This window comes from Perlabentimonas gracilis, assembly GCF_011174675.1.
Taxonomy (GTDB): Bacteria; Bacteroidota; Bacteroidia; order Bacteroidales; family Tenuifilaceae; genus Perlabentimonas; species Perlabentimonas gracilis.
This window is the reverse complement of sequence record NZ_JAANIG010000036.1, coordinates 1-20,183: the sequence shown is the minus strand read 5'-3', so window position 1 is coordinate 20,183 and position 20,183 is coordinate 1. Positions and strand designations below refer to the sequence as shown.

The window sequence follows — 20,183 nt, the reverse complement described above, 5'->3', positions numbered from 1 at the left end:
CAATAGCACCACATGCAGTTCGAATATTCCATAGAAGGGGGCGATTTCACACACGCAGGGTATGCGTCGAGTCAGGTTAAGAAGGTTCTTAAGCAGCTCAATGTGGACCCTAAGCTAATTAAGCGCGTGGTGGTTTGCCTATACGAGGCGGAGGTTAATGTTGTGGCCCATGCATATAGTGGTAAGATTTACACAGATATTAGCACCGATAGGATATATATGAAGCTTGAGGATAAGGGGCCAGGCATCCCCGATATCCATCAGGCAATGCAGATGGGTTACTCCACAGCATCGCCCGAAGTAAGGGAGATGGGCTTTGGCGCAGGGATGGGGCTACCCAATATTCAAAACAATGCCGACGAGTTCAATATAAGTAGCGTCGTAAATGAGGGAACAGTGGTGGAGATTGTGGTATACTTGAATCAGTTAAAAAATTATAGCTCCGATGGAAAGTAAATTTTTTCATCATGCACTTAAAATATTACGCGACGTATGCATTGGGTGTTCCCACTGTATGCGGGTTTGCCCTACCGAAGCCCTTCGAGTTCGCAACGGAAAGGCCGAACTGTATGATAATCGCTGTATCGATTGTGGCGAGTGTTTCAAGGTTTGCCCTGTTAATGCCATTATTATTGAGCAGGATGATTTCAGCAAAATTTTTGGCTACAAACGAAGAGTTGCCCTTGTGCCAGCTGTTTTGCTAGGGCAATTCCCCGATGAGGTTTCTCCGAATGATGTGTATAATACCTTGCTGGAGTTAGGGTTTACTGATGTATTTGAGGTGGAAAACTCGGTGGATATCCTCAAGGAATCTATCAACGAGTATGTTCAGGATATAGAGATCCCTAAGCCTGTTATTTCATCGTTTTGCCCTGCAGTAGTTCGGCTTATCCAGGTTAAGTTTCCTGCATTGGTCGATAATATTATGCTGCTTAAGCCTCCGCTCGACCTTTCGGCAATATTTTACAAGCTACTTCTGATAGATCAGGGGGTTGCAGAGCAGGATATAGGTATTTTCTACATTACGCCCTGTGCAGCTAAAATTGCGGCAGTAAAAAGCCCTGTGGGGGAGGAGTATTCCGAGGTGACAGGCGTAATCAATATGGATGTTATATACAATAAGGTCTTACGAACTATTAAGCAGAAAAACTCTGATGATCCCAAAACATCCAACACTAGTACAATAAATCCTCAAAATATACTTTGGAGCCTCACTAACGGTGAGGCCAATGAGGTTAATGGTCGTTGCCTTGCAATAGACAGCTTGCACAATGTGATTGATTTTCTGGAGAAGCTCGAGAATGAAGAGATAACAGACGTTGACTTTCTCGAGATAAGGGCCTGCGACGAAGGGTGTGCAGGTGGCGTTCTAAATTCGGGCAATCGTTTCCTTACCGTGGAGAGGTTGAAGAACAGATCGAAATCGCTTAGCGTGGATAGGACAGATTTGCCTACATCCTACGAGCATAGCATTGAGAAGTATAAATCGCAAATTGCCGAGCGAAAAGCCGCCAATCCTGTAAAACCTCGTAGTATGATGAAACTCGATGAGGATATGGGCCGAGCCATGAAGAAGATGGAGCGTGTGCAGCGAATCATGTGCTTCCTCCCAAATATTGATTGTGGATCGTGTGGTGCTCCCTCGTGCCAAGCGCTTGCTGAGGACATTGTGAAGGGAAAAGCGGCCATATCGCATTGTATCTTCTTACAAAAAATGATGGAGCAGACCCGCAAGCTGCATCCCGACCACTCCTTCCGTATTATGGAGAGTATATGGGGAAAAGATCGATTCAAGAAGGATTGTAATAAAGGCTTTGGGCGTAAGAAAGACTTGTAGTAACACCTTATTACACTTGCTCAAAGCAAACCAAAATACCAAAATTTTTTACCCCAAAAATGTATCGCAATGAAAGTAGCAGAAATTGTGAAGTCACTAAACCTTAAGGTATACTCTGGCGAGTCAGGCTTGTTAAACAACATTGACGGTGGTTACGTGTCCGATTTGTTAAGCGACGTAATGGGGCATGCCGATGCTGGTAACGTTTGGGTTACCCTGCAGAACCATAAGAATGTTATGGCCATTGCTTCGCTTAAGGAGGTGGCAGCCATTATTCTTGTTAAAGGCATAAAGCCCGAGGACGATACTGCTGAGCAAAGCAACCAGGAGGGTATCCCAATTCTAGGCACAGATATGGAAACCTACGAGATTGTAGGCCGCCTTTATCAAGAGTTGAACCACTAAGCCTTTATCAGTGGAAGCAGGTTCATTTTCATCATTTTCATCCTGCTAATTAACGAGTTATGCAAACCTACCGAGCCGATCTGCATATACACACAGTTCTATCGCCCTGTGGCGATTTGGACATGAGCCCACGCAATATTGTGGAGCTAGCAAAGGCACGGAACCTCGACATCATTGCCGTAACCGATCATAATAGCACGTTGCATGGTCCTGTAATCCGGAAGCTAGCCGAGCCAATGGGGTTAACCGTATTGTTTGGTGCCGAGGTTACCACCCGTGAGGAAGCACACTGTGTTTGCCTTTTTGAAACAGAAGAGCAACGACAAGCATTCCAGGCTTATATCGACGAGAACCTGCCAAACTTTCCCAATAACCCCGATAAGTTTGGTTACCAAGTGGTGGTTGATGAGAACGATGAAATTCTGCAAGAGGTAGAGCCTCTCTTGATCTCCGCGCTTAAAGCGAGCGTAAGCGAGGTGCAGGCTATGGTGCATAAGCTAAAGGGGTTGTTTATTCCTGCCCACGTCGATAGGCAAAGGTACAGCCTTATAAGCCAGTTGGGATTTATACCCTTCGACTTACAGTTTGACGCCCTGGAAATATTCAGAAGCACAGACCCAAAGGAGTTTTTGGCTCAGCATACCTACCTTAAAAACCCAACGCTGATTAAGAACTCGGATGCTCACTTCCCCGATCAGATAGGTGCAACCTATACCAGGTACCTGCTTGAGAGCCCCACTTTTGGAGAGTTGTCAATGGCATTGCATCGGGAGCAGGGCAGGGAAGCGCTTTTGTAGGTTACAACGTACCCATCGATATGCCTATCTTATCTTAAGTATGTAGCTTACCGCGCTAATTATTAGAGTAAAACGAATACTCGTATCACTTTTTTTATTAACTTGGATTTCAATTCAATTCTATGAAAGAGCTGTCCTTGCATATTCTAGATATAGTGCAAAACTCAATTGTTGCACAGGCAAAGAATATCCACATATCCATTACCGAAGATAGCGCAAAGGATTTACTATCTATTACCATTCGCGACGATGGCACTGGTATGCCATCTGATGTTGTACAAAGGGTGCTCGATCCATACACCACATCACGTACCACACGTAAGGTGGGAATGGGGTTGCCCTTGTTGAACGATGCGTGCAGTAGCACAGGTGGAAAGCTACAAATCAGTTCCACCGTGGGCCAGGGAACAGAGGTATTAGCAACGCTGGGTTTGAGCCATATCGATAGGCAGCCCCTTGGAGATATAGCTGGAGTTATGGTTATACTCATCACTGCTAACCCCAAAATACGCTTCACCTACCTTCACAAGAAGGACGGGAACCACTATGCCCTCGATACCGACGAGGTGAATGAAGCGCTCGACGGGGTACCCATAAACACCCCTGAAGTGGCTAAAATGCTCAGGGAAATGATTAGTTTAAATTTAGACGAATTATAAATAATCAACCTAGGTTGTACAACATAATCCTTTTATTTAAAATGATTTGCTAAGTGAATAATTTTGCATACCAAATTTTAAGATTCAATTGTTATTTGATTAACACATAAACCAAAAGAAACCCACAGTTATGACAAAAGTGAAATCGTTGGCCGATCTTAAGAAGATGAAGGAGCAGCTTCAGTCGAAGGTCGAGCTCAGGGAAAAGGGTGAAGATCCTGAGAGCCGTGTTCAAATTAAAGTTGCCATGGCAACTTGTGGCATTGCTTCGGGAGCCAAAACCGTGATGGAGTTTTTTATCGAGGAGCTGGAGAAGCGCAGCATCGATGCAGTGGTTACCCAAACCGGATGTATGGGGTACTGCTATGCCGAACCCACCATTGAGGTGCAATTGCCTAACCAAGAACCTGTGGTTTTTGGCTACGTTGACAACCAGAAGGCCGATGAAATTATTGAGAAGTACATCAAGAATGGCGAGCTGGTGGACGGAATCATTCCAATGAACTACAATACTATTGACAATCAATAACCGCTAAAGGAGGAAATAATAATGGCAAAATACAAATCGCACCTACTCGTTTGCGGTGGAACCGGTTGCCGGGCGTCTGAGAGCGACTCAATTGTTGAGAGCCTCAAGACCGAGCTGGCCAGCCAGGGTTTGGAAAACGATGTACAGGTGATTATGACCGGTTGCTTCGGTTTCTGCGAAAAGGGTCCCATCGTTAAGGTGCTTCCCGATAACACTTTTTACACCGAGGTTAAAGGAGGCGACGCTAAAGAGATTATTGCAGAGCACGTGGTGAAAGGCCGTAAGGTTAACCGCCTGCTTTACACCGACCCCAAGACCAAGGAGCATATCAGCGACTCAAAGCATATGGGTTTCTACAAGAAGCAGGTTCGTATCGCTTTGCGTAACTGCGGAATTGTCGATCCAGAGCAGATTGATGACTACATTGCACGCGATGGATACCAGGCTTTAGGTAAAGTATTCGAGATGGGGCCACAGGCTGCCATCGAGCTGCTTAAGCAATCAGGCCTTCGTGGACGTGGAGGAGGAGGTTTCCCAACTGGTCTTAAGTGGGAGTTTGCTTCGAAAAATCAAGCCGATCAAAAGTACGTAATCTGTAACGCCGACGAGGGAGACCCCGGAGCGTTTATGGATCGTTCTATCCTTGAGGGTGATGCCCACTCGGTTATCGAGGCTATGATTATTAACGGATACTGCATTGGAGCAACCAAAGGCTTGGTTTACATTCGTGCAGAGTATCCTCTTGCAATTAAGCGCCTAATTATTGCCCTAGAGCAAGCTCGCGAGTATGGCTTATTGGGTAAAGATATTCTGGGTAGTGGTTTCGATTTCGATATCGAGATTCGTTATGGTGCAGGAGCCTTCGTTTGTGGTGAGGAAACTGCCCTTATCCACTCTATGGAAGGCGACCGTGGAGAGCCCACCGTTAAGCCCCCATTCCCTGCTGAGAGCGGGTACCTTGGCAAACCATCCAACGTGAATAACGTGGAAACTTATGCCAATATCCCTGTAATTTATCTAAAGGGTGCAGAATGGTTCGCTTCCATCGGTTCCGAAAAATCAAAAGGTACCAAGGTATTTGCCCTTGCCGGTAAGATCAACAACGTAGGTCTTATCGAGGTTCCAATGGGTATCACCCTACGTGAGGTAATCTACGAGATTGGCGGTGGTATTAAGGATGGCAAGAAATTTAAGGCTGTTCAAACCGGCGGTCCATCGGGTGGTTGCTTAACTGAGAAGCACCTCGATACTCCTATTGATTACGATAACCTACTTGCCGTTGGCTCTATGATGGGATCGGGTGGTATGATTGTAATGGACGAGGACGACTGTATGGTTTCGGTTGCCAAATTCTATCTCGACTTTACCGTTGAGGAGAGTTGCGGTAAGTGTTCTCCATGCCGTATCGGTAACAAGCGCCTATACGAGATACTTGAGCGTATTTGCGAAGGTAAAGGAACTATGGAAGAACTTGATAGGCTGCGTAACCTTAGCGAGGTAATTAAGGACTCTTCGCTTTGCGGTCTTGGCCAAACATCTCCAAACCCAGTTCTTTCAACTCTCGATAACTTCTACGAGGAGTACCTCGAGCACGTGAAGGATCACAAGTGCCGCTCGGGTCAGTGTAAAGCCCTTATGCAGTACGTTATCGATCAAGAGGCTTGCGTAGGATGTACCGCTTGTGCTAGGGTTTGTCCTGTAAATGCAATTAGTGGCGATCGTAAGAAGCCCCACTTCATCGATACCTCCATCTGTATCAAGTGTGGTGCTTGTATCGAGAAGTGTAAATTTAGTGCCATTAACATTATATAATAGGGGAGTAGGATAAATGGAAACTGTAAAACTTACCATAGATAATAAAGTAGTTGAGGTTCCTAAAGGAACAACAATCTACAAAGCTGCCAAGCAGCTGGGGATCAATATTCCCGTGCTTTGCTATATGGAGCTGAAAGATCTGAAAATCGAGAATAAGCCAGCTGGCTGCCGTATTTGTGTTGTTGAGGTTGAGGGTCGCAGAAACCTAGCTCCTTCTTGCTCTACCGATTGTGCCGAGGGTATGGTGGTGAAAACTCATACCATGAGGGTAATCAATGCACGTAGAACCATTATGGAGCTAATTCTTAGCGACCACCCAAAGGATTGCTTAACCTGCGCCAAGAGTGGCCATTGCGAGCTTCAAGATATGGCTGTAAAGCTGGGTGTTCGGAATATTCCTGGGCAGGAGTACGCTGCTATGAGTACATACCGTGTTGATACATCACCCTCAATCATCCGCGATCTCGATAAGTGTATCATGTGTCGTAGGTGCGAGATGATGTGTAACACCGTACAAACTGTAGGCGCCCTTAACGCTATTAACCGTGGTTTCGAGGCGGTAGTTGCTCCTGCATTCGAGCAGAACTTGGAGAAATCGACCTGTACATACTGCGGACAGTGTGTGGCCGTTTGCCCAACAGGTGCCCTTACTGAGGTTGATCATACCCCAAAAGTAATTCGTGCCTTAGCCGACCCTACCAAGAAGGTGATTGTTCAAACAGCACCCGCAATTCGTGTAGCGTTAGGCGAAGAGTTTGGTATGAAACCCGGCACTATTGTTACTGGCAAAATGGTTGCAGCCCTTAAGGAGATTGGCTTCGATCAGGTTTTCGACACCGACTTTGCTGCCGACCTTACCATTATGGAGGAGGGAACAGAGCTACTCGATCGCTTAACTCGTCACCTAAATGGCGATAAGAGCGTGAAGCTGCCAATCCTTACCAGCTGCTGCCCAGGTTGGGTTAACTTCTTTGAGCACAACTTCAACGATATGCTCGATGTTCCATCGTCAGCCAAATCGCCTCAGCAGATGTTCGGTGCTATCGCCAAAACATACTTTGCCGAGAAAATGGGAATTAAGCGCGAGGATCTTGTAGTTGTTTCGGTAATGCCTTGCTTGGCTAAGAAGTACGAGGCTCAGCGCGACGAGTTTAAGGTAGATGGAAATCCTGATGTGGATTTCTCAATCTCAACTCGCGAGCTAGCGCACCTAATCAAGGAGTTTAACATCAACTTTGCCGACCTTGAGGAGCAAGATTTCGATCGTCCTCTTGGCGAATCTACTGGTGCTGCCGTAATATTTGGTGCTACCGGTGGTGTTATTGAGGCTGCAACACGTACCGCTTACGAAGTTCAAACTGGCAAAAAATTGCCCAAGCTCGATTTCGAGGAACTTCGTGGTATGGAAGGCATTCGCTCTGCTACTGTTGATTTTGATGGCTTGCCGATAAACATTGGTATTGCTCACGGTTTGGGTAACGCCCGCAAGCTGCTTGAGGACGTGCGCGATGGAAAAGCTAACTACCATGCAATTGAGGTGATGGCTTGCCCAGGCGGATGTATTGGTGGTGGTGGTCAGCCACTTCACCATGGCGATATCGATATCCTTAAGGCCAGAACCAAGGCTATTTACGAGGAGGATGCTGGCAAGCCAATCCGTAAGTCGCATGAGAACCCATACATTATTAAGCTTTACGAAGAGTTCCTTGGCAAGCCAATGAGCGAAAAGGCTCACCACTTGCTGCACACGCACTACTTCGATAAAGGAAACAAGGATATTTACATTTAAATTGGAGGATTAGTCAATGTCACATATTAAAGTTGAGCTAAAAAAGGAGGATGTTGTCAAGCTCAAGGAGATTTGCAAATCCTTCAACAATGAGCCAGGTGAGCTCATCAATGTGCTTCACAAATCACAAACTCACTTTGGATACCTTCCCGCCGAGGTACAGGAAATCATTGCACAAGAACTGAATGTGCCTGTAGCCAAGGTCTATGGTGTGGTAACCTTCTACTCTTTCTTCACCATGATTCCCAAGGGCCAGCATCCCATTAGCATCTGTACAGGTACGGCATGCTACGTGCGTGGTGCCGAAAAGGTGGTGGATGAGTTTAAGCGTATGCTAAGCATTAACGTGGGTGAAACTACACCCGACGGTAAATTCTCCATCAGCTGTCTACGTTGCGTAGGTGCCTGTGGTCTTGCTCCAGTTGTTCTAGTGGGCGAGAAGGTTTACGGTCGCGTTTCGCCCGATGGCGTTAAGGATATTCTTAAGGAGTACGAGTAGTCTCTTAGGTCTTATAAAAAAAGGGTAACCATTTTGGTTACCCTTTTTTGCGTTTTAAATGCCACATAAATAGTGATTTACAAAATTTGATTAAATAAATATTGTTAAAGCAGTTAATAAACTGCAAAAACAGTTGAAAAACTAAAATAATAGTTGTAGGTTTGTTCTAAGTAAAAATCTATGACTATGGAAAGGCTAACCCGAAAAGAGGAGGAGCTGATGAAAATCCTCTGGAAGCTTGAAAAGGCATTTGTTAAGGATATTTTGTCTGAGTACCCCAATCCTAAACCACCTTACAACACCGTATCATCATTGGTAAGGGTTCTACAGGAGAAAGGGATTGTAGGGTACAAACAGTATGGGAACACACACGAGTACTACCCCATACTTACCAAGGAGGATTATCGCAAGGTTTTTTTAAGGGAGATAATTAGTGATTATTTCGATAATTCATTTGCTAGGGCTGTTGCTTCATTTGTTGAGGAGGAAGAGGTAAGCGACGATGAGGTGAAAGAGATTATTAATCTCATTAAAAACCAGTAAGCTATGGAGCCATACCTGCATTACCTGTTAAGAGTATCGGTTGCTACTGCCCTTTTCTATCTATTCTATCATCTGCTTCTCCGAAGGAGTAAGGATTTTATCTTTAATCGTTTGTACCTATTGGGCTCTCTGGTACTATCTGTCGCTATCCCATTAATCGATATTCCCTTAACATTTCTGGCTGTTGACACCCAAGCGTTTTTGGGTGATTCCACTGCGCAAAACCAGCCTTCTATTTTATCCGAAAGCACTAAGATCCATTCCTTCAGTCTGCCAAACATACTTGCTTTAGTCTATCTTTTAGGTGCTGCCGTTTTGTTGGTTCGGTTTGGCTTGGGGTATGCCAAGGCTCTTTCCATAAAGCGGAAGAGTATCCTCGAGCGCCAAGGCGATATTCAGGTGTATGTATCTAACAGTAATATAAGGGCATTCACATTCTTTAGTAGAATTGTGGTGGGGAGGAATATTTTGGAGAATCCTGCAATTTCAATGGTCTTATCCCATGAGTTGGTTCACGCAAAGGAGAAACACTTTATTGATGTAATGATTTCGGAGCTTTTAATTGTTTTTCAATGGTTTAATCCACTTGCAGTGCTTTATCGGAGGGCTATCCGCAACAACCTAGAATTTAGGGCAGATGATGTAGTGGTTCGGAGTTCCAACCCACAGAAATATCAGCTAGCCCTACTGTCGATGCTAAGCAATAGAATTACACTCCCAATATTTACCGAGCTAAATTCAACTAACCTAAAACAACGAGTTATTATGATGAAAACAGAGAAAAATCAATCCCTTAGGATTGCAAAATTTGCTTTGCTACCTATGTATGCCTTAGCAATTATCTTGCTATCAGGCAAGAATTATGTTGCAGCACATGACTCGTCAACCGAACTACAAAAGGTTCAGGTTTCCAATCCATTAGCTTTGGACACCCCTTCAATTCAATCGGTTGATGATTTAAGGCATTTTATGGTTAGGCAAATACGCTATCCCAAGCAAGCTGCCGACGCCGGACGGTTTGGAAGGGTATCCTTATACCTAAGAATAGACCATCAAGGGAAAGTGGCACAGGTAATGGAGGCACAACCTGCCGAAGAGTTTATTGAAGTAGATGAAATATTGGCAGTGGCTAGGCTTGGTAGCGGTGTTGAAACCCTCGAGTTGAAAAATCACAAGGAGCTAGTGGCGGAATGCAAAAGGGTGGTAAGCATGCTGCCTGAGCTGCAAATACAGGAGTTTATGGGTAAGGTTATAGAAATACAGGTGGTGTTTATGCTGCAGAAGTAGTCTCGTAGTATTAAAGATAAAAAGAGAGAGGGCTTGAAATACCGGCCCTCTCTCTTTATTTTAAAATGTTATATCCTAATACCTTTCCCTCTCAAAGTACTCGGTATGCAACAACTTATGCGAGAGGTGTCCGTAGGGTTCGCCTAAGAATTCCTTATACAATTGAATTATTTCAGGGTTCTCGTGCGATTTCCTAATAGCCATCGATGCATCCTCGGCGTAGATAGCCTCAACGCGTTTCTGCCTAATCTCGGGCGTGGTGGGAATTGGTTGACCTCCACCTCCCAAGCATCCACCGGGGCAGGCCATAATTTCAATAAAATGATAATCTGCTTTACCCTCCTTCACCTTTTCCATTACGGTTCGGGCGTTGGCCAGTCCGTGGGCTACACAGCACTTCACCTCAACACCCTCAAGGAATTTATATTCGGGCACAGTCCCCTCAATTTTTATTGTGGCTTCTCTCACGCCTTCAAGCCCCCTTACAGGGGTGATGTTTAGGCCCTCGAAAGGAACTTCACGTCCTGTTACAATCTCGTATACGGTCCTAAGCGCAGCCTCCATTACACCACCGGTAGCTCCAAAAATTACTGCCGCTCCAGAGGATGAGCCCATGATGGAGTCGTACTTTTCCTCGGGGAGTTCAGAGAACTCAATACCAGCCTGTTGAATCATGATGGCAAGTTCTCGGGTGGTAAGTACGTAATCTACATCCTTAAAACCGCTGTCACGCATTTCGGGTCTATCGGCCTCATACTTCTTGGCGGTACATGGCATTATCGATACGCTCACAATCTTTTCGGGATCAACTTCAATCTTTTTGGCATAGAATGTTTTAGCCAACGCGCCAAACATCTGTTGTGGCGATTTGCAGGTAGACATATGAGGTTTTAGGTCGGGGTAAATATGCTCGAAGAACTTTACCCATCCCGGTGAGCAGCTAGTGGTCATAGGCAACGGATCCTTGTTGTCCTTGTCTACGAGGATGCTTTTAAGCCTGTGTAGCAGCTCTGTGCCCTCTTCGAGAATAGTGAGGTCTGCGGTAAAGTCTGTGTCGAGCACAGAGTTAAACCCAAGCCTACGTAGCGCCGATACCATCTTACCAGTTACCCTTTCCCCTGCATCGAGTTCAAGTGCTTCGCCAAGGCCTATTCTAACCGCTGGAGCGGTTTGCACTACCACATGCTTATCAGGATCGGCGATGGCATCCCATACCTCCTCAATGTAGTTGCGCTCAATAAGCGCACCGGTGGGGCAGTGAATAACGCACTGCCCACAATTGGTGCAAACCACCTCGCTTATGGGCTTGTTAAAGAAGGTCGATATCTTCATATGATCGCCTTTGTGTGCTACGGTTAGAGCACCAACACCCTGCAGCTCCTCGCAGGTTCTAACGCAACGCTGGCAGCGTATACACCTGCTATCGTCCTTTATAATGGATGGAGAATAGCTATCAACGGTATAGTCCTTGGCGTGGTAGATGTCTATAAAATCCTGATTGGTAATCTTGTATTCTGCAGCCAGCTCCTGCAGTTCGCAGTTTCCATTCTTATAGCACTTTGTACAGTCGGCGTTATGCTCCGATAGGAGCAGCTCAATGATGTGCTTGCGAGAGTTGCGAACCATGAGGCTGTTAGTTAGCACATCCATCCCCTCCCAAACAGGGGTGGCGCATGCAGCAAATAGCTTGCTAATACCTACAACTTCAACAACGCAAACTCTACAGTTACCTGCTATACATAAATCCTTATGGTAACACAGAACCGGGATTTTTATGCCAAGCACCTTGGCTGCATCAAGAATTGTGGTGCCCTCTTCAACCGTTAGAGCGGTACCGTTTATGGTTAGGTTTATCTTATTTTTCATAGTGGAATCCATTTTTAGTAAATCATTTCTTCGCGGAAATTCTCAACAATCGATTGGAATGAGTTAGCTACAGATTGGCCTAACCCGCACTTTGACGTACTTTTCATAGTTTCGCTAAGCGCCAGTAGTTTATCCAAATAGGCCGCAGGCTTTTCGCCACGCTTTACCGCTCGGCTACCTTCCAGAAGCTGCTGGGTACCCACCCGGCAGGGAGTGCACTGCCCACATGATTCCTCGGTGAAGAACTCTAGATAGTTGGTGAGCAGATTAAACATTGATCGTGAGCTGTTGAAAAGCATCATGGAGCCCCCGGTAGGAAGAGATATGCCAGTTAGCTTCCCTTGGTAGCCAATATGGGTTTCGCGAAATTTTTTCCTGGGTACGCAAAAGCCCGACGCACCACCAACCTGTACGGCTTTGGTATCACCATCGCCAAAATCGTTGGCAAAGTCCTCAACGGTCATCCCCAATTCAAGCTCATAAATTCCAGGTATGGGTGTGTCGCCCGATATGGAGAATAGCTTTGAACCATAGCTGTCCTGCACGCCTAGCTCGTTGAATTTGCTAGCCCCGTATTGGAAAATGGTAAAGGTATGGGCTAGCGTTTCCACATTATTTATAACAGTGGGCCTCCCAAGGTATCCCTGCTCACTGGGGTAGGGTGGTTTGTTACGAGGTTCACCTCGCTTTCCTTCCATCGATTCGAACAGAGCACTCTCTTCGCCACAGATGTATGCTCCGTAGCCCAAGAAGATCTTAATCTTAAAATCGAGTCCAAGTTTTTTACATACCTCATGAAATTCATCAATAATTTTATTCAAATCGGTGGTTAGGTAGTTGTACTCTTTGCGTAGGTAAATAAAACCCTCCTTGGCTCCAATAATTTTACCGCAAATTGCCATACCTGTTAGCACCTTATGTGGTACTTGTGTAAGTATCTCTCTATCCTTAAAGGTGCCAGGCTCACCCTCATCGGCATTGCAAATAACATATTTCTTATCGGCTTTCGATTCCGAGGTCAACTTCCACTTCAGTCCGGTAGGAAAACCTGCACCTCCACGCCCCTTAAGACCCGAAGCAATCAGCTCGTTTATCAACTCATCGTTGGTTTGACTAGCTGCCTTCTTGAGAACCGCTTTGTAATCGGCCTCATCCTTAAATATTAGATCAATTCGTTTTAATATATTTTTTCCCATGGCGAGTTCCAGTTTAGGTTAATCTTGCTGTTTGTATTCCGTAATAATCTTATGCACCTTTTCAACGGTTAGTTCTGTATGAACATCGTCGTTTATAAGCATTGCCGGAGCCTTGTGACACCAGCCAATGCAATTGGTCTCCATAAGGGTAAACTTTTTATCGGGGGTGGTTTCGCCCATCTTTATCTTCAGAGCCTCCTCCAAAGCAAGCAGTATTTGGTTTTTACCCTTCATATAGCACGAAATTGTTCGGCATACTCTAATCACATACTTACCTTTGGGGGTGGTGTCCATGAAGCTGTAAAACGTGGCGGTTCCGTACACGTCGGCCGACGAAAGCTCCATCTCTTCGGCAATAAGCTTCATTGCGTGTTCGCTTACGTAGTGCTCGCTTTCCGCAACACCTTGCAATACAGGCAGCAGGTTTTCCCTTGCCTTCCCATGCTTTTGAACTAGCGCTTTAACCTTTTCTTTAATTACATCCATAGCGATTAGGGTTTTTTGTTAATGATAGATTATTTTATAGCGATACAAATTTTTATTGATTCTAAACTTTAAAATATCGTTTTGAAGAGATATATGACAATTAGTTTCTAATGTGTTTTTCAACTGTGTGTTATGTGTAAATTGCTTTATGCCCCTTCTGTTTTTATCATGTCAATAATATGCTATGGAGCACAATAAATAATATGATTTGTGTCATACAACTTCTTATTTATACAAAAAATAAATAAACGTATTATACGAAAAGCCTAGAATATAGGGGAGTGTAGCCTAGCTGTAAAAAAGTATGCTAAAACTCATTTTTTTATTAAGTACAAATATATTAGTTTGCAGTCGATATGCATAAAAAAACATAACGAAAAATAAAATGAGCCATGAATAATGCAGTGTACAATTTTCAACTACCAGAAAACGAGAGAATATACGATTACTTGAAAGGTAGTGCCGAGCGTGTTGCCCTCGATAATGAGTTAAAAAGGCAAGCCACAGAGGAGGTTGAGATACCCCTGATTATTAATGGGAAAGAGATTTATACTGGAGTTACACAGAACGTTGTGATGCCGCATAACCACTCGGTAGTTCTAGCAAAATACCATATGGCCACTGAGAAAGAGGTGAAGTTGGCTATTGACAGTGCAATGAATGCACATAAAGTGTGGTCGAACTTGGCGTGGACCGTTAGGGCATCCATACTGCTAAAAGCAGCAGAGCTAATGGCTACAAAATATCGTGCGCTGCTAAGTGCATCAACTATGCTTGGACAGAGCAAGAATATCTTTCAATCGGAGATTGATGCTGTTTGCGAAACCATCGATTTTTTGAAATACAACGCATCGTTTGCTAGCCGCATCTACCAAATACAGCCAAAATCGGCTTTTAGCCAGCTCAATAGGATGGAATTTAGGGCACTCGAAGGGTTTGTTTTTGCAGTTAGCCCATTCAACTTTACATCCATAGCCTCGAACTTGAATATGGCTCCTGTTATGATGGGGAATACAACTGTTTGGAAACCCGCAACCACAGCAATCCTATCGAACTACTACCTGATGAAGATTTTTATGGAGGCTGGCTTACCCGCTGGGGTAATCAATTTTGTACCAGGGAGTGGTCCTGTAATTGGGAATGAGGTGTTGCAATCGAAAGATCTGGCAGGCATACACTTTACTGGATCAAACGGTACATTCAATCACCTTTGGGGTACAGTTTCGCAGAATCTACCCAACTACAAGTCGTACCCAAGACTAGTGGGTGAGACCGGAGGCAAGGATTTTATCTTCGTACATCCATCGGCCGATGCCTATGAGGTGGCTGTAAATGCCGTTAGGGGCTCGTTCGAGTATCAAGGTCAGAAGTGCTCCGCATCGTCGCGTATGTATGTACCCAAGTCGCTTTGGCCTAGCATTAAGAAGTTGCTGGTTGAAATGGCCGAGGACATTAAGATGGGTGATGTGATGGATCATAAAAACTTCATGAACGCGGTAATCGACAACAAATCGTACACGAATATTGTTAGTTATATCGATTATGCAAAATCATCATCTGAAGCCAATATTATAGCTGGTGGAACCTACGACGATAGCGTTGGATATTTTATTCGTCCAACTATTATTGAGACCACTAACCCAAGGTTTAAGTCGATGGAGGAGGAGATTTTTGGGCCTGTGCTAACCGTTTTTGTATATGAAGATAAGGATTTAGATAGGGCGATTGAGTTGTGCGATACAACTTCGCCTTACGGCCTTACGGGTGCAATTTTCGGAAAGGATAGGGTGGCCCTTGCATCGCTTTGCGACAAGTTCCGCTACGCTGCAGGGAACTTCTACTTTAACGATAAGCCAACGGGAGCAATTGTTGGACTTCAGCCATTTGGCGGTTCGCGTGCATCGGGTACCAACGATAAGGCAGGTGGTGAATTTAATCTGGTTCGATGGGTAAGCCCCCGAACTATTAAGGAAACCTTTGTAAGCCCCACCGATTACAGGTATCCTTACATGATGGAGTAGTAAATCGGAATAAAAATCAACATAAATTAATAGTAATTGACCAACTATGAATGAAGCATTAAACAGATTGGGAATTGAGAGTGTAAACAGTGGTGTTTCAACTGGTACCATTTGGCAAGTACCCAATGGCGATGAGTCAACATCGTACTCCCCAATAGATAATAAGCCCATTGCAAAGGTGCAGAATGCTAGCATCGACGATTACGAAGCGGTGATGGCAAAGGCCCAGGAGGCTTTTAAGGTATGGCGTAAAGTGCCCGCACCCAAACGGGGTGAGGTTGTTAGACTAATAGGCGATGCCTTACGTAGGAACAAGGAGGATCTTGCTTATTTGGTTACCCTCGAAATGGGCAAAATTTATGAGGAAGGTTTAGGCGAAGTACAGGAGATGATAGATATATGCGATTTTGCCGTGGGCCAGTCGCGCTTGCTCAATGGGTTTACCATGCACTCCGAAAGGAGTGAACATAGGATGTACGATCAGTATCAACCACTAGGTATTGTTGGGCTAATCACTTCGTTTAACTTTCCTGTGGCGGTATGGGCTTGGAATAGTATGATTGCAGCCATAGCTGGCGATGTGGTGGTTTGGAAGCCTAGTTCAAAAACTCCGCTTACAGCCATTGCCACCCAAAAGATAATTCACGATGTGCTCAAGGAGTGTAATGTGCCCGAGGGGGTGTTCAACCTGGTTATTGCAAAATCGTCGGTGCTGGGCGATAACTTTGTTGCCGATAGGAGAATCCCATTATTCTCAATTACGGGATCAACAGCTGTTGGCAAGAGGTTAGGTGCGATTATTGGAGAACGGTTAGGCCGATCTATTCTTGAGTTGGGTGGTAACAACGCAGTGATAATTGCCGAAAGTGCTAACCTTGAGATGGCCATCAAATCGGTTGTGTTTGGGGCGGTTGGCACTGCTGGCCAGCGTTGCACTTCAACCCGAAGGTTGATTGTACATGAGAGCATATACGATGCGGTTGTAGATAAGCTAAAAACAGCATATAGAAGCGTAAGTGAGCATATTGGCAATCCGCTCGAAAAGGGTACGCTGGTCGGACCGCTAATCGATTCGGCATCGGTTAAGCTCTACTCATACGCCATTGGGGCAGTACAAAAGGAGGGAGGGAAAATCCTTTTTGGAGGTGAGGTGCTATCGGGCGAGAAGTATGCCTCAGGCAACTATGTTGTTCCTGCTTTGGTTGAGGCTCAAAACCACTACCATATTGTTCAGGAGGAGACCTTTGCCCCAATTCTATACATAATGAAGTATAAAACCATTGAGGAGGCCATTGCCATGAATAATGGCGTTCCCCAAGGCTTGTCATCATCATTATTTACACAGAACCTAAGGGAATCGGAGCTATTCCTTTCCGAGGGAGGTTCCGATTGTGGCATAGCCAATGTAAACATTGGTACATCGGGGGCTGAGATTGGTGGTGCTTTTGGTGGTGAAAAGGATACTGGTGGTGGCCGCGAATCGGGTTCCGATGCCTGGAAGCAGTACATGCGTAGGCAAACCAATACCATCAACTACAGCAACAACCTACCTCTGGCTCAAGGAATTCACTTCGGATTTTAAAATAACTTTTTTTGCTTTCGTGTTTGGAAAGGCTCTGGCTATGTTTTTGGCCAGGGCTTTTTTTGTGATATAGCCATATGTAAAAAATGACGATGTTTATCAAAATAAATTTTTAAATATCATTTGCTATTAAAATAAAGCGTACTTTTGCCAGCGTATTTTTAACTACTTAATTTTAATTGTTACCAGATGAACATTTTTTGTGGAAGTCTTCCTTTCAGACTACAAGAGTCAGAGCTAAAGGAATTTTTTGAAGAGTACGGCGAGGTTTCGGCAGCCAGAATTATTACCGACAAATTCTCCGGAAGAAGTAAAGGTTTTGGGTTTGTAGAAATGCCCGATGATGAGCAAGCCAAAAAAGCTATCGAAGAACTTGATGGTGCCGAGGTTGATGGTCGTACTATCGTAGTAAACCAAGCTCAGGAAAGGACAGAGTCCAGGGGTGGCAACGGCGGCGGCTTCAGAGGTGGAAACCAAAGAGGTGGCGGTGGCTACAACAAGGGTGGCTTTAACCGCGGTGGCGGAAGAAGCAACGACCGTAGGTCTGAGTACTAGTATTGTTTTTGTTCCCGGTTTTTTGTGTCTAATAAGATCTACGAGTAGATTTTAAAAACGTTAGTAATTGAACGTGTTCCTTAGTTCCCAATAGACGTTGTGTAAATAACAACGCATCAGCATAGGGGTCGATTCTTGAAAAAGGATCGACCCTTTTTTTATATTTGTTCTCGAAACCCCCATCATGCATGTTTTGCTTTATGCAGATTTTGATGTATAGTTCATTTGATCCGCAACTACCCAAACCCATTGCTTTTTCGGGGTGGAAACATCACCTTGGGTTCATTTCTTATGCTTGCCGTTCCCTTGCCGGAGAATGTCCTCCCGGTAGTTTAGCTAGGCAATGCCAAGAAATAGGAGGATCAGTAATTGATTTGTACTATGGCAAGCTTACCCCCATTTGCATTGCAACCCAAATTGTTGATGAGGTTCTTAGGCTAGGTGTTAGCACAAAAGGTCTATACAATGATTGGGTTTTGGGGTCTGCCCAGGGATACAGAATGTTGACTCTTTCCGATTCATCGGTATGGGTATTGCGTTTAGGACGATTTAAGGAAAGGTACATACATATTCATCCAGCAAGATACTCGCCTAGCTGCCTAAGAGTAAGGGCAACAACCCTTAAAACGCTAATAGCATACCTTATGCAGAATGGAATTGTTTGTGAACAATCCTGTATTGAAGAGGTTAATACAATTCGCCAAACCCTGCTGAACCTCCCACCATTAACCAAAGGTGTTCTAAATCACCGTTTTTTTACGTTAGCAAAATATGTAAATAGGTAAATCCGTCTTATCTTTGCAGTGACGATAAAACGAAGAGAGGATGAAGGGAAGGATGGTGATGCAAATCATCGGAGTTTTACCAAGTCTCTCGAAACAAAAAGCAGTTTTTTTCGTTTTTCATAGTGTAACACAACCTGATTTTTAGGGTTTATAGTTGGTTTCAGGTTAGTTGCTTTTAGGTTAATTTTTTAGGGTGTGAAACCGGGTCTGAGGAGGCCCGGTTTCTTTTTTTGTATGGCTGTGTACACCATAAGTAGAACCTTTCCTGACAAAGGCAAGTTAAATCTTTTACTTACTGGCTTTCTTCCACTTCTTTTCCAATAAATCCTTTATATCTATTGGTGGCATTAAATATACGCCCATAGGGGCATAGGCAGTTTGCTGGGCAATGATGTTTCGTAGGTTATTGATCATCATGTTAAGCGACGAGAATATTCGGAGATTGTAGGCAACTTCCTTTTCGATATTCTTATCGTCCAGCTGGAAAACACCCATACCTTCGGCTGTAAGGCAGTACCCCGATTTCTTTTTGGAGCTATTTATTTTTATTTCGACAAATACCTGTAATTGGGTTGTGGAATTGGAGAGTGATTGATGAACAAAGTCGATGTCAATAGGGTAAGATTCGAATAGAACCTGTGGCACTACTTCGTCTTCCTTGGGAACAATAAACTCAAAGGTGTTTTTCACTAGGTGAAAAACAGCCAGCTTAAGGGGCGATTGTTTTGCTCTCATGATGCTAACGGATAATCATTAGGATTTGAGGTAACTTCAAAGTTGCCTATTAGTTTCCTACTTTCATTTATACTATAGCAGCCCTCCTTAATCCAAACTTTATGAGCCTGAGAAATTGCTTCTATAACCCATCGCTCCATTTCATCATGTGTTGAGACCGTAAATTGCAGACCTAACGCCTTTTGCATTTTTGCGAGGATTGTCCAGTTGGGTTTCCTGTCGCCTCGGAAAAGTTGAGTAATAAATGACTGTGAAGTGCCAACTCTTTCAGCTAAAGCCTTTTTGCTAATATTTTGTGCTTCCATTTCAGCATCGATAATGCTGAGAAATCTAAATGCAAGTAGCTGGGCTTCGTGTTCAATCTGCTCCTCGGGGGTTATTGAATTGAAGAGTTCGTCGAACTTGGTTTTAATTTCATTTGGTTTCATCGACTAATGTATATTGGTATGATGCTACCCTATTAATAATTGCTTTCTCTTTATTTGTAAGGCCTTCCGACTTCTTTTTTTCAAGAAGTTCAGCTGCAATGACTACAAATACTTTAGTGCAGCCATCGGTGTATTGCTGGCAATAGATGCGAGGGTTCTTCTTACCCTTGAAAAGTTTAATGGCTGTAACATGCTCACTACTTTTATCAAAATTTTCCTTGTCGTAAAGGTCTCTTGGAGGACGACCTTCGAGCAGCAAATCAATAGTATATGTTTTAACCCTAAATAACCAAGCATTTTTTTTACAATTTTATTATTTATTTTTACCAACGGACAAACGACCGATGGTGACTGTTATACCGAAGGTTC

The 20,183-nt window shown here is 44.3% G+C and carries 21 protein-coding genes; 15 read left to right on the top strand and 6 right to left on the bottom strand.

Going from position 1 to position 20,183, the window contains the following annotated elements; all coding sequences use genetic code 11:
* The first annotated feature begins 12 nt into the window (after positions 1–12).
* From G8O23_RS13885 to G8O23_RS13835, 11 genes are all read left to right on the top strand, one after another.
* Entirely contained in the window at positions 13–456 is a 444-nt protein-coding gene (locus G8O23_RS13885; protein WP_166365862.1) for an ATP-binding protein, read from the top strand.
* Positions 446–1,837: a [Fe-Fe] hydrogenase large subunit C-terminal domain-containing protein gene (locus tag G8O23_RS13880; RefSeq protein ID WP_166365860.1), complete on the top strand. Its 1,392-nt coding sequence runs from the start codon at positions 446–448 to the stop codon at positions 1,835–1,837. The genes G8O23_RS13885 and G8O23_RS13880 overlap by 11 nt, the downstream gene beginning before the upstream one ends.
* A gap of 69 nt (positions 1,838–1,906) precedes the next feature.
* Positions 1,907–2,242 (top strand): DRTGG domain-containing protein, encoded by a 336-nt coding sequence (locus G8O23_RS13875; protein ID WP_166365858.1) that lies wholly within the window; start codon positions 1,907–1,909, stop codon positions 2,240–2,242.
* Between the two features lie 59 nt (positions 2,243–2,301).
* Positions 2,302–3,039: a PHP domain-containing protein gene (locus G8O23_RS13870; RefSeq protein ID WP_166365856.1), complete on the top strand. Its 738-nt coding sequence runs from the start codon at positions 2,302–2,304 to the stop codon at positions 3,037–3,039.
* Positions 3,040–3,161: 122 nt separating this feature from the next.
* Complete coding sequence (locus G8O23_RS13865; protein ID WP_166365854.1) at positions 3,162–3,698, top strand: ATP-binding protein; 537 nt, start codon at positions 3,162–3,164, stop codon at positions 3,696–3,698.
* 130 nt (positions 3,699–3,828) lie between these two features.
* Positions 3,829–4,227, top strand: a complete 399-nt coding sequence (locus tag G8O23_RS13860) for a (2Fe-2S) ferredoxin domain-containing protein (protein WP_166365852.1) — start codon at positions 3,829–3,831, stop codon at positions 4,225–4,227.
* A 21-nt stretch (positions 4,228–4,248) separates the two neighbouring features.
* A complete protein-coding gene (locus tag G8O23_RS13855; RefSeq protein WP_166365850.1) occupies positions 4,249–6,039 on the top strand; it encodes an NADH-quinone oxidoreductase subunit NuoF in 1,791 nt (596 codons plus the stop codon).
* Between the two features lie 16 nt (positions 6,040–6,055).
* Complete coding sequence (locus G8O23_RS13850; protein WP_166365848.1) at positions 6,056–7,831, top strand: NADH-dependent [FeFe] hydrogenase, group A6; 1,776 nt, start codon at positions 6,056–6,058, stop codon at positions 7,829–7,831.
* A 16-nt stretch (positions 7,832–7,847) separates the two neighbouring features.
* On the top strand, positions 7,848–8,330 hold the full coding sequence (locus G8O23_RS13845; RefSeq protein WP_166365846.1) for an NADH-quinone oxidoreductase subunit NuoE family protein: 483 nt from the start codon (positions 7,848–7,850) through the stop codon (positions 8,328–8,330).
* 186 nt (positions 8,331–8,516) lie between these two features.
* The gene (locus G8O23_RS13840) at positions 8,517–8,873 is read left to right on the top strand and encodes a BlaI/MecI/CopY family transcriptional regulator (protein ID WP_166365844.1); all 357 of its coding nucleotides are present in this window, start codon (positions 8,517–8,519) and stop codon (positions 8,871–8,873) included.
* Between the two features lie 3 nt (positions 8,874–8,876).
* Positions 8,877–10,160 carry a M56 family metallopeptidase gene (locus tag G8O23_RS13835; RefSeq protein ID WP_166365842.1) on the top strand — a complete coding sequence of 428 codons (1,284 nt, stop codon included), beginning with the start codon at positions 8,877–8,879 and terminating at the stop codon, positions 10,158–10,160.
* Positions 10,161–10,235: 75 nt separating this feature from the next.
* Here G8O23_RS13835 and G8O23_RS13830 read toward each other — a convergent pair whose 3' ends face one another.
* The 3 genes from G8O23_RS13830 to nuoE are packed head-to-tail and all read right to left on the bottom strand — an operon-like array spanning position 10,236 to position 13,708.
* The gene (locus G8O23_RS13830) at positions 10,236–12,026 is read right to left on the bottom strand and encodes an NADH-dependent [FeFe] hydrogenase, group A6 (RefSeq protein WP_166365840.1); all 1,791 of its coding nucleotides are present in this window, start codon (positions 12,024–12,026) and stop codon (positions 10,236–10,238) included.
* A gap of 14 nt (positions 12,027–12,040) precedes the next feature.
* A complete protein-coding gene (locus G8O23_RS13825; RefSeq protein WP_166365838.1) occupies positions 12,041–13,222 on the bottom strand; it encodes an NADH-ubiquinone oxidoreductase-F iron-sulfur binding region domain-containing protein in 1,182 nt (393 codons plus the stop codon).
* 18 nt (positions 13,223–13,240) lie between these two features.
* Positions 13,241–13,708, bottom strand: a complete 468-nt coding sequence (gene nuoE, locus G8O23_RS13820; protein ID WP_166365836.1) for an NADH-quinone oxidoreductase subunit NuoE — start codon at positions 13,706–13,708, stop codon at positions 13,241–13,243.
* Positions 13,709–14,100: 392 nt separating this feature from the next.
* Between nuoE and pruA the strand changes: the two genes are divergently transcribed.
* The 4 genes from pruA to G8O23_RS13800 all read left to right on the top strand — a co-directional run bounded on the left by pruA (position 14,101) and on the right by G8O23_RS13800 (position 18,651).
* Positions 14,101–15,729 (top strand): L-glutamate gamma-semialdehyde dehydrogenase, encoded by a 1,629-nt coding sequence (pruA, locus tag G8O23_RS13815; protein ID WP_166365834.1) that lies wholly within the window; start codon positions 14,101–14,103, stop codon positions 15,727–15,729.
* Positions 15,730–15,775: 46 nt separating this feature from the next.
* On the top strand, positions 15,776–17,311 hold the full coding sequence (gene amaB / locus G8O23_RS13810) for an L-piperidine-6-carboxylate dehydrogenase (RefSeq protein ID WP_166365832.1): 1,536 nt from the start codon (positions 15,776–15,778) through the stop codon (positions 17,309–17,311).
* Between the two features lie 189 nt (positions 17,312–17,500).
* Positions 17,501–17,866, top strand: coding sequence for an RNA recognition motif domain-containing protein (locus G8O23_RS13805; protein WP_166365830.1), 366 nt, complete (start codon positions 17,501–17,503; stop codon positions 17,864–17,866).
* A 212-nt stretch (positions 17,867–18,078) separates the two neighbouring features.
* Positions 18,079–18,651 (top strand): hypothetical protein, encoded by a 573-nt coding sequence (locus G8O23_RS13800; protein WP_166365828.1) that lies wholly within the window; start codon positions 18,079–18,081, stop codon positions 18,649–18,651.
* A gap of 288 nt (positions 18,652–18,939) precedes the next feature.
* On the opposite strand, the gene G8O23_RS13795 is transcribed toward G8O23_RS13800, so the two are convergent.
* Genes G8O23_RS13795 through G8O23_RS13785 form a run of 3 tightly spaced genes read right to left on the bottom strand, consistent with a single transcriptional unit; the run spans position 18,940 to position 20,073 of the window.
* A complete protein-coding gene (locus G8O23_RS13795; protein WP_166365826.1) occupies positions 18,940–19,386 on the bottom strand; it encodes a protein-export chaperone SecB in 447 nt (148 codons plus the stop codon).
* Positions 19,383–19,814: a helix-turn-helix domain-containing protein gene (locus G8O23_RS13790; RefSeq protein ID WP_166365824.1), complete on the bottom strand. Its 432-nt coding sequence runs from the start codon at positions 19,812–19,814 to the stop codon at positions 19,383–19,385. Before G8O23_RS13790 ends, G8O23_RS13795 begins: the two co-directional genes overlap by 4 nt.
* The gene (locus G8O23_RS13785) at positions 19,801–20,073 is read right to left on the bottom strand and encodes a hypothetical protein (RefSeq protein ID WP_219932528.1); all 273 of its coding nucleotides are present in this window, start codon (positions 20,071–20,073) and stop codon (positions 19,801–19,803) included. The genes G8O23_RS13790 and G8O23_RS13785 overlap by 14 nt, the downstream gene beginning before the upstream one ends.
* Positions 20,074–20,183 lie beyond the last annotated feature (110 nt).